The sequence below is a fragment of the Tsukamurella sp. DT100 genome, assembly GCF_049844855.1.
Lineage (GTDB): Bacteria > Actinomycetota > Actinomycetes > Mycobacteriales > Mycobacteriaceae > Tsukamurella.
Genome location: NZ_JBNCLV010000018.1, coordinates 24,371 through 33,045 on the forward strand (window position 1 = coordinate 24,371; position 8,675 = coordinate 33,045).

An 8,675-nucleotide genomic window follows, 5' to 3' on the forward strand; every position below is an offset into this window, starting at 1 on the left:
TCATCCCGCGATCGCCCCGCCGGACGGGTTCTGGCCGCTCTGAGCTCGCGCCGTCACACGAAGGCGTCGAGGTGATCGCGGACCCAGCCCGCGTAGTCGCGGGCGGGGCGGCCCAGGATCCGTGGTACCGCGTCGGTCGGTAGGGCGGGGCGCTCGGCCGCGACCTCGAAGGACCGCAGCAACGACTCGACGGCGGGCGCGGGTACGCCGGCCCCGGCGAGCCGCCTCCGCACCTCGTCCGGCTCGATCTCGCGCACGTCGAGGGCAGTGCCCAGCGCTTCGGCCAGCAGCCCGAGCTGCTCGCGCGAGCTGAGCGCTTCCGGGCCCGTGAGGCGCAGCGGACCGTCGGGCTCGGACGTACCGAGCAGGAGCGCCGTGGCGACGTCGGCGACGTCCCGCTCGTCGACGGGCACCATCGGGACATCGAGGTAGGGGGCCTCCGCGAACCGGCCGGCGCGCACCGTCGGGCCCCACCAGTGCAGCGTGTTCAGCGCGAACGGGACCGGGCGCAGCACGTGCCTCGCCCCGGTGAAGCCGGCGCTGACCTCCTCGAGGGCGCGGTGGTGCGCGCCGGTCGGGCTCAGCGGGTCCGTGACGGACGCGGTCGACAGGTGCACCAGGCGACCCACTTGCGCGGCGTTCGCGGCGGCGACGAGCTCGGCGAGCCGGTCCTGCTGCGCGGCACCCAGCGCGGACGCGACGATCAGCACGGACGAGCACCCGTCCACTAGCGCATGCGCGGGGGCGGACGACGACAGCGTCTCGATATCGTCCGGCAGGTCCGCGGCGTCCGGCGTCCGGCTCGTCGCGCGAACCGAGGCCCCGTTCGCCGCGAGGTGCGCGACCACGCGGCGTCCGACGACCCCCGTCGCTCCGGTCACCAGGATCATGCGTACCTCCGGTCGGATGGGGCGTCGAGCATGTCGTTGCTCACCCTACGGACATCGAGCCCCCGGCAAGTTGATAAGAGTGCATTCGCAATGCAGGATGTGTGCTGTGAATCCCGACGGAACCGGCAATCAGCCCAGCTACGGCCCCGATGGTCAGTGGGCCGGCCCCACCGGTGGCTACCCGCAACAGGGCTACCCGCAGCAGGGGTGCCAGCAGCCGGGCCCGCCGCAGTACCCCTACGGCGACCCGTGGGCACAGCAGTACGGCCAGCCGCAGCCCGGGTACGCCCAGCCGGGATACCCGCAGGGGTATCCCCAGCAGGGATACGGGCAGCCCGGCCCCGGCTGGGGCGCGCCGGCGCCCGAGGTGAAGGTCGGGATCGTCGCGCTGCGCCCGCTCGACCTGGGTGACATCTACGGCGGCGCGATGGCCGCCATCCGTACCAACCCCGGCGTCATGGTCGGGCTGACGGCGGTGCTCGTGCTGGTCACGCAGCTGATCACCTTCCTCGCGCAGATTCCCATGACGCGCATCGCGGTGGACCCGGACGCCGAGACGGACGCGGCGCTCGGTGACCTCGCCGCCGCGACGGGGCTCAGCATCGGTGTCGGGCTGATCGCGGGCATCGCTTCGCTCTTCCTCACGGGCGTCCTGACGGTCGCTGTCGCGCGTGCCGTGATGGGGGAGCGGACCAGCGCCGGCGAGGCGGTGCGGGCGATCGGGCCGCGCCTGCTCTCGCTGATCGGGCTCAGCCTGCTGCAGTTCCTCATCTTCCTCGTTCCCACCGCGCTGGTGGTGGGCCTCGTCGTCGTCCTCGCGGTGGCGGCCGGCGACGCCGGGCCGATCGTGGCGATCCTCGTCGCGTTCCTGCTGTTCCTCGTGCTGATCGTCGGGTACCTGGCGGTCCTGCCGACGGTCTCTCTCTCGTACCCCGCCGTGGTCCTCGAACAGCTCGGCCCGATCGCCGCGCTCAAGCGCGGCTACGAGCTGCAGCGGCCGGGCTTCTGGCGGGTCCTCGGCATCCTGCTGCTCACCTACCTCATCACCGGCATCATCACGCTCGTCGTCTCGATCCCGTTCGGCATCGTCAGCGTGCTCGTCGACGACGGTGCCGGGCTCGAGACCCTCGCGGGCTCGACGGTGACGGGCCTCGCCATCGCGGGCGTCGGTGCAGCGATCGCGCAGATCCTGACGGTGCCCTTCCTGGCCGGCGTGCAGACGCTGCTGTATGTGGATCAGCGGACGCGCAACGAGCAGTTCGACAAGGTGCTTCGCGACGAGGCGCTCCGCCGCTGGCAGTTCGGTACGCAGAACCTGTCGACGGACGCGCTGTGGCTGCAGAAGCCGCAGGCGGCGCAGTCGAGCTGGTACTGACGAGCGAGCTCAGGCCCGTTCGCGGGCCACGATCCAGCGGCTGACGGGGGTCCGCAGCACCAGGTCGACGAAGAGCAGCGACATCGCCAGCACGACGACCGACAGCGTCGCGGCGCGCAGGAAGGCCGACGCGGGGAACCAGCTGCCCAGCAGCTCGAAGAAGCCGGCCTTGCTGAGGATGTCGAGCATCAGCGGGTGCACGGCGAAGACGCCGAAGGCGCGGATCGTCGCGTAGGAGACCACACGCTCGCCCACGGCCCGGCCGGAGGCGCGGAGGTCGTCCCACATCATCGCGCCGAGCCAGATCAGGATCGTCGCGGCGACGTACCAGGGCAGGTACAGCGGGTTCCACGCCGCGGTGGCGGCGTCCGGGACGTTTCCGGGCTCGGTGTCTCGCAGGTAGATCACGAGGCTGAAGGCGCCCGCCGCGAGGCAGAGGGCGACCAGCCGCAGGGCGTGCGACCGGAGCCAAGGGCCGACCTTCTCGTAGTGCTGCGCGGCGAGCATGCCCATCGCCACGAACAGCACGTACATGGGGAGCAGCTTCCACATGTGGTTGAACAGCGTCTCCCACGGCTGGCCCGCCGGCCGCGGCGCGTACTGGTAGAAGGCGAAGAACCCGAGCTGGATCGCGCCCGCGGTCAGTAGCACCGTCCACGGGTGCCCCTCGAGCTTGCGGGAGAGCTTCTGCAGCGCCGGAAAGAACAGGTAGATCTGCATCGAGATCAGCAGGAAGTACAGCTGGTACTTCGCGTCACCGGTCAGGGTGGTGCGCGCGAGATCGCCGAGCCACCGCCCGGGTGAGGGGAACGGATCGCCGGCGATGAGCAGGTGGTCGGTGATCGAGTAGACGAGGGTCCACACCAGGTACGGCGCCACGATGAGCCCGAAGCGTTTGCGCCAGAACTCCCGGGCCGTCATGGTGCGGCCGCGCATGCTCAGGACCAGTACGAACAGCGTCACCGCGACGAAGCCGTAGCGGGTGAGGTGCAGCGCCGCCGAGACCAGCCCGGTCTGGCGGATCACATCCGGGGAGTAGTTGATCGTGGTCACGCAGTGCGCGATCACCACGCCGAGGAACAGTAGGACCCGGGTGAGGTCCGCGGTCTGCTCGCGTTTCGGCTTCGCCGGCGCCTTCTCGGGCGCGGCGACCTGTGGCGGCTTCGTCGTTTCGATGGTGGGCACCACCCTGGTGTCGTGCAAGGGCTGAGCGTCTTCACCCCGGGCTGTGGTCGTGTTTGTTTCGGTATCCTACGTGATACTCCTGCAAGAATCGGACAAGGGGCGCGTGCCCCCGTGTCCGGTCAGGGCGTGCCGGTGATCAGCGGGATGGCCTGTTCGTCGACGGTCCACGCGCCGTGGTGACCGAGCATCCGTGACTCCATCGGCTCCTGGCTGGGCGTCACCAGGACCGATCCGCCCTGCGCGACGGCGAGGACGTGGCCGATGCGGTGGGCGACCACGGGGTTCGGGGGCGTGGGGCCGAACCAGTGCTCGTCGAGCGCCTGTTCGCGGGTCACCACGTGGGCGTGGGTGCCGAGGGTCTCCGACCAGCGCGCGCGCACGTCGTCGACGTGGTGGCCCCGCGAGAGGTAGACGTGCCGCACTCGCGCCTCGCCGGCGATGATCCGGACGCCGCGGTGCAGGGCGGGCAGTGCGTCGAGGTTCACCAGCGACTCGGCCTGGATCATCCCGTGATCGCCGGTCACCACAAGAGTGCACGTGCCGGGCAGGTCCGCGAGGAGGTCCGCGAACATCGCGTCGACGGCGCGCAGCACGCCCAGCCACTCGGGCGAGCCGGGGCCGTGCACGTGCCCCGCTGCGTCCAACAGGCCGGTGTACGCGTAGGCGAAGCGCCGGGCGGCGGTGTCGTGCCGGGCGACGGCGAGCACGCCCTCGCGCACCTCGTCGAGGTTCGCGGCGGGGTGCTGAACGCCCGTGGCGCGGAACGAGGCCCTGGTCAGGCCCGACGTCTCCTGATACGCGGGGACGACGTAGTGGATCTCCGCGCCCGCGTCGGCGAGGTCCTCCAGGCGGCTGCGGCGGCGCTGCAGCTCGCGGGGCGGGTGCGATGCGCGGGCGTCGGGCCCGCTCGCGCCGTCGATGGTCCAGCGCAGCGAGTTGAACAGGCGCCGGCCGTGTTCGTCGGGGACGCCGAAGCTGTATCCGACGATGCCGTGCGCCGCGCACGGCGCGCCCAGGGCGAGGCTCGACAGGCTGCTCGCGGTGGTCGCGGGAAAGCCCGCGTTGAGGGTGGTGCGCACGTGCGCGGCGAGCGTCGGGGCATCGTCGGCGTGGCGGCGCAGGAGCTCCGCGCCGAGGCCGTCGATGAGCAGCAGGACGACGTCGCGTTCGACGGTCAGGCCCAGCAGGTTCTCCCCGGCGATGCCGAAAGCGCTACAGACCGAGGGCAATACGTCGGAGAGCATGCCGGTCATCCGTCGATCGTAACGCTCGCAAAGGCGCGCCGAGGCGGGAACCGCGGCGTGTGACGCGCTCTCCGGCGCGCCTGCTACGTGATCGCCGACGGGACGAGCGTGGCGACGCCGCCCTCGACGAGCAGTGCCTGATCGTCGTTGACGCGGGTCAGCGGGAAGCGGTCGCCGTAGGTGCGGACCACGTCGTCGATCATGGCCGGGGGATAGGGAGGGAGCGCGCCGTCGGCGTGCGGGATGACGACGGTGTCGACCAGGCTCAGCCCGGTGTAGTCGGTGACGCCGGGCGCGTCCGCGGGGTCGTCGAGGGGAGCGACCGGCTCGACATTCGGCCCCGCGACGACCGAGCCCGCGCTGAGCCCGACGTAGGGCAGGCCCGCGCGCACCCGCGCCTTGAGCACCTCGCCGCAGCCGCTGGACTGCAGCGCGCCCAGCAGCACGAAGGTGTGGCCGCCGGAGAGGTACACGGCGTCGACGGTGTTCAGGTCGGAGTCGAAATCGGCCGGGTCCGTGTACTTCGCGAGGGTCATCCGGGTCAGCCGGAAGCCGAGGTCCGTGAGCTGCGTCCACTCGAACGAGCCGAAGGGCTGGTCGGCGTACGGCGCGCCGGCGTCGTCGATGAAGCCGATCCGCAGGGCGCTCGGTTCCCGCCCGGTGTGCCGGCGGAGGAAGTCGGGCAGGGCGCCCGCGTTGAGCGACAGCAGCAGGAGATTCACGATCGCGACGCTACGCCGGGAGTCTCTGGATCGGCGCGGACCGGCCGGGAGTGTGAGCCGGTCGGACGGGCGTCGCGGGCGCCGTCCGTGCAACGAGTGGGATGGAAGTCTACGCTTGTGGCAGAAGTGACGAGAATGATGCGGAGGACCGGATGCGCGCACCACTTGTGCCGGCGGTAGTGGCGGGCTGCTGCGCGCTCCTCGCGGGATGCTCGGCGACGGTGTCCGGGAACGGCGCCGGTGTCACGGTGATCCGCGGTGGCGTCGGCCCGGGGATCGCCACCCCCGCGCCGGCCACGCCCGCACCGGTCACGACGACCACCGCACCGTCGACGACGAGCAGCGCACCCGCGTCGAGCGGACCGACCGCGGCGATCGCCCTGCCCGACAACGGGAACGGCTTCACCTTCATCCAGACCCGCAGCGGCCGCACGCGCTGCCAGATCAGCGCGAGCAGCGCCGGTTGTCAGCTCGTCTTCGATCAGCCGCGGCCACGGACCGACTCCGGCGACGAGGCGAACGGCGTCAACGTCACCAGCGACGGCGAGCTGTCCTACGTGCTCGGCAACCTGGGGGCGATCGACCCGGTGACGCTCGATTACAAGACCTACACCGCCCGCGGGTGGTTCATCGTCGCCAACGAGTACGGCACTGCCTTCACCAACCGGACCACCGGGCACGGCATGGTCGTGAGCGCGCAGGGCGCGGAGTCCTTCTAGCGGGGCGTCGTGATCACCACGACGGCCTCGGCGCCGTCGACGGTGGCGAACCGGTGCGGCCCGTCGCTGGTCCACGAGTGCGAATCACCCTCGTGCACCGTTATTTCGGCGCCCACCGGGCCGACGGTGAGGGCACCGTCGACCACCGTGAGGTTCTCCCGGACGGCGGGACCGTGCCCGGGGGAGACGTGATCGGAACCGGCGGGGAACTCGAGTCGGAAGACCTCGACGGTGACGTGGGGCAGGTGGCGCACCGAGAGCAGCGCCGTGCGCATGCCGCCGTCGGCGACGCTGTGCGCGCCGGGGGACTCGCCGACGAGGGCCGTGAGCGGCACGTCGAGCGGGCCGCACAGCGCGTAGAGGGTCTCGACCGTCGGATTGCGACCACCGGCCTCGATCTCCGAGAGCGAGCCCTTGCCCACGCCGGCCCGGCGCGCGAGCTCGGACAGGCTGAGGCGGCGCTCGGTGCGCAGCTCGCGGAGGCGTCGGCCGACGTCGGGGGAGGGCATGACCCCATGCTACGTTCTGTTCATGGAACGTTCTGAGAACGGAACGATGGTGCCGGTGGGCGCGGGCATCGTGACCGCCCTGGTCGGGTACACCTCCGCCTTCGCGGTGGTGCTCGCGGGCCTGCGTGCGATGGGCGCGAGCCCGGGCCAGGCTGCCTCGGGCCTGCTGGCCGTCACGGTGACCATGGGCGCCGCGTCCGCCCTGCTCTCCTGGCGGTACCGGATGCCGATCATCAGCGCCTGGTCCACGCCCGGCGCGGCCCTCCTCGCGACCACCGGCGCCGTCGTGGGCGGCTGGCCGGCGGCGGTGGGGGCCTTCGTCATCTGCGGCGTGCTGTTCGTGCTCACCGGGCTCTGGCCGGCCCTCGCGCGCTGGGTGCAGAAGATTCCGACGCCCATCGCCCAGGCCATGCTGGCGGGCGTGCTGCTGCCGCTGTGCATCGCGCCGGTCACGTCGCTCGCGAAGCACCCGTGGGCGGTGGCACCCGTGCTGGTGGTGTGGCTGGTGCTGCTCAAGCTCCGCCCGCGGTGGGCGGTGCCGCTGGCCTTCGTGGCCGCGCTCGTCGTGATCGCCGTGGCCCTCGTGCGCGACGATGCAGTCCCCGCCGTCGCGGAGCTGGTCCCGCACGTCGAGTGGACCACCCCGTCGATCACGCTGCAGGCGCTCACCGGGGTGGTGTTGCCGCTGTACATCGTGACGATGGCCTCGCAGAACATCCCCGGGGCCGCGGTCCTCGCGAGCTACGGGTACTCGGTGCCGTGGCGGCCCTCGCTCGCCGTGACCGGCGTCGGCAGCGTCGTCGGCGCGCCCTTCGGCGGGCACGCGATCAACCTCGCCGCGATCAGCGCCGCGCTCGCGGCGGGGCCCGATGCCGGGTCGGACACGTCTCGGCGGTGGATCGCCGGAGTCTCGTCGGGCGCAGCGAATCTTGTTCTCGGCGTGCTGAGCACGGGCCTGACCGCCGTGGTGTTGGCCGCGCCCGAAGGCGTGATCCAGGCGGTCGCCGGCGTCGCGCTCGTGGGCGCCTTCGCCGCCGCGTGCGCCGGTGCCATGGCCGACGAATCGGCTCGCGTGCCCGCCGCTGTGACGTTCATCGTCGCCGCCTCGGGCACGACGGTGGCCGGCGTCGGCTCCGCCTTCTGGGCGCTGGTCGTCGGGATTGTCGTGTACCTGGTGCTGGGAGTCCGGCGGTCGCTAGACGCGTGACTCCGCTTGCGGCTTCGACGACGCGGTCGTCGTCGTGGTCGAGGACGTGGTCGTCGGCGTCGTTGTCGTCGTACTCGTCGTGGTGGTCGTCGTGGTGGTGGTCGACGTCGGCGTCGTGGAGGTGCTGGTCGGCGATGTCGGCGTGCTGGTGGGTCGCGGAACGGTGGACGTGGTCGTCCGGGGAGGGTCCGTCCGTCGCTCGAGGGGCACGGGATCGACCCGGTCGGAAGGGCGCTCGGCCATCGTCCGCGCCGTGGTCATCGAGCCGGGATTGTCGGCCGTCGGTCCCGCCGTGGGCCCGGCACCGTCGTCGCCCATGCCGTTGACGGCGAGCGCGCCCCCGAGGGCGATCGCGGCGACCGCCAGCGCCCCCGCGACGGCGACGGACCGCTTCCGGCGATGGCCGGTGGGGGAGCTGTGCGTGTGGGGCTGTGTCGGCGCGGTGGATCCGATGGGCGGCGTCGTCGCTGGTCGGGTGACCGTGCGCGGCGCGGCGGCGCGGTGCACCGTCGGGGCGTACGCGGCGGTGCGACCGGACCGGAGCGTAGGGGACAGCCGGGCCCTCGTGATTGCCTCCGCCAGTTCGCCTCCGCTGGCGAAGCGGCGCCGGGGCTCCTTCGTGAGGGCGCGCATGATGACGTCATCGACACCTGCTGGCACCCACGCCGGCAGCGCCGGCGGCTCCTCCCGGATGTGCTGGACGCACAGGGCGACCGCGGTCGGCGCGGTGAACGGCGGACGGCCGGTGAGGCATTCGTAGCCGACGACGCCGAGGGAGTAGACGTCGGAGGCGGCGGTGGCGTCCTCGCCGGAGGCCTGCTCGG

At 72.1% G+C, this 8,675-nt stretch carries 9 protein-coding genes; 3 read left to right on the top strand and 6 right to left on the bottom strand.

Features of this window, described 5'->3' with window-relative positions; translation table 11 throughout:
• Window positions 1-53: 53 nt before the first annotated feature.
• Window positions 54-890 (bottom strand): NAD(P)H-binding protein, encoded by an 837-nt coding sequence (locus ACLQ3K_RS25925; protein ID WP_426002225.1) that lies wholly within the window; start codon window positions 888-890, stop codon window positions 54-56.
• A 106-nt stretch (window positions 891-996) separates the two neighbouring features.
• On the opposite strand from ACLQ3K_RS25925, the gene ACLQ3K_RS25930 reads away from it, so the two are divergent.
• Window positions 997-2,265 carry a hypothetical protein gene (locus ACLQ3K_RS25930; protein WP_426002226.1) on the top strand — a complete coding sequence of 423 codons (1,269 nt, stop codon included), beginning with the start codon at window positions 997-999 and terminating at the stop codon, window positions 2,263-2,265.
• Window positions 2,266-2,274: 9 nt separating this feature from the next.
• Here ACLQ3K_RS25930 and ACLQ3K_RS25935 read toward each other — a convergent pair whose 3' ends face one another.
• The 3 genes from ACLQ3K_RS25935 to ACLQ3K_RS25945 form a co-directional block, all read right to left on the bottom strand.
• Window positions 2,275-3,468, bottom strand: coding sequence for an acyltransferase (locus ACLQ3K_RS25935; protein WP_426002227.1), 1,194 nt, complete (start codon window positions 3,466-3,468; stop codon window positions 2,275-2,277).
• Window positions 3,469-3,569: 101 nt separating this feature from the next.
• On the bottom strand, window positions 3,570-4,703 hold the full coding sequence (locus ACLQ3K_RS25940) for an alkaline phosphatase family protein (protein WP_426002228.1): 1,134 nt from the start codon (window positions 4,701-4,703) through the stop codon (window positions 3,570-3,572).
• Window positions 4,704-4,777: 74 nt separating this feature from the next.
• Window positions 4,778-5,416: a Type 1 glutamine amidotransferase-like domain-containing protein gene (locus tag ACLQ3K_RS25945; protein WP_426002229.1), complete on the bottom strand. Its 639-nt coding sequence runs from the start codon at window positions 5,414-5,416 to the stop codon at window positions 4,778-4,780.
• A gap of 152 nt (window positions 5,417-5,568) precedes the next feature.
• Here ACLQ3K_RS25945 and ACLQ3K_RS25950 point away from each other — a divergent pair, with 152 nt between their 5' ends.
• Window positions 5,569-6,135, top strand: coding sequence for a hypothetical protein (locus ACLQ3K_RS25950; protein WP_426002230.1), 567 nt, complete (start codon window positions 5,569-5,571; stop codon window positions 6,133-6,135).
• Here the strand turns inward: ACLQ3K_RS25950 and ACLQ3K_RS25955 are convergent.
• On the bottom strand, window positions 6,132-6,644 hold the full coding sequence (locus ACLQ3K_RS25955; protein WP_426002231.1) for an XRE family transcriptional regulator: 513 nt from the start codon (window positions 6,642-6,644) through the stop codon (window positions 6,132-6,134). The two genes, ACLQ3K_RS25950 and ACLQ3K_RS25955, sit on opposite strands and share 4 nt — an antisense overlap.
• Before the next feature lie 22 nt (window positions 6,645-6,666).
• Between ACLQ3K_RS25955 and ACLQ3K_RS25960 the strand changes: the two genes are divergently transcribed.
• Window positions 6,667-7,851, top strand: coding sequence for a benzoate/H(+) symporter BenE family transporter (locus tag ACLQ3K_RS25960; RefSeq protein ID WP_426002232.1), 1,185 nt, complete (start codon window positions 6,667-6,669; stop codon window positions 7,849-7,851).
• Here the strand turns inward: ACLQ3K_RS25960 and ACLQ3K_RS25965 are convergent.
• Window positions 7,840-8,675: serine/threonine protein kinase (locus tag ACLQ3K_RS25965; RefSeq protein WP_426002233.1), on the bottom strand; the 836-nt coding region annotated here is incomplete at its 5' end. The two genes, ACLQ3K_RS25960 and ACLQ3K_RS25965, sit on opposite strands and share 12 nt — an antisense overlap.

What these genes read in the sequence shown, in the direction of transcription:
- ACLQ3K_RS25925 (WP_426002225.1), bottom strand. Translation starts at nt 890, where the DNA reads ATGATCCTGGTGACCGGAGCGACGGGGGTCGTCGGACGCCGCGTGGTC.
- ACLQ3K_RS25940 (WP_426002228.1), bottom strand. Translation starts at nt 4,703, where the DNA reads ATGACCGGCATGCTCTCCGACGTATTGCCCTCGGTCTGTAGCGCTTTC.
- ACLQ3K_RS25950 (WP_426002230.1), top strand. Translation starts at nt 5,569, where the DNA reads ATGCGCGCACCACTTGTGCCGGCGGTAGTGGCGGGCTGCTGCGCGCTC.
- ACLQ3K_RS25955 (WP_426002231.1), bottom strand. Translation starts at nt 6,644, where the DNA reads ATGCCCTCCCCCGACGTCGGCCGACGCCTCCGCGAGCTGCGCACCGAG.
- ACLQ3K_RS25960 (WP_426002232.1), top strand. Translation starts at nt 6,667, where the DNA reads ATGGAACGTTCTGAGAACGGAACGATGGTGCCGGTGGGCGCGGGCATC.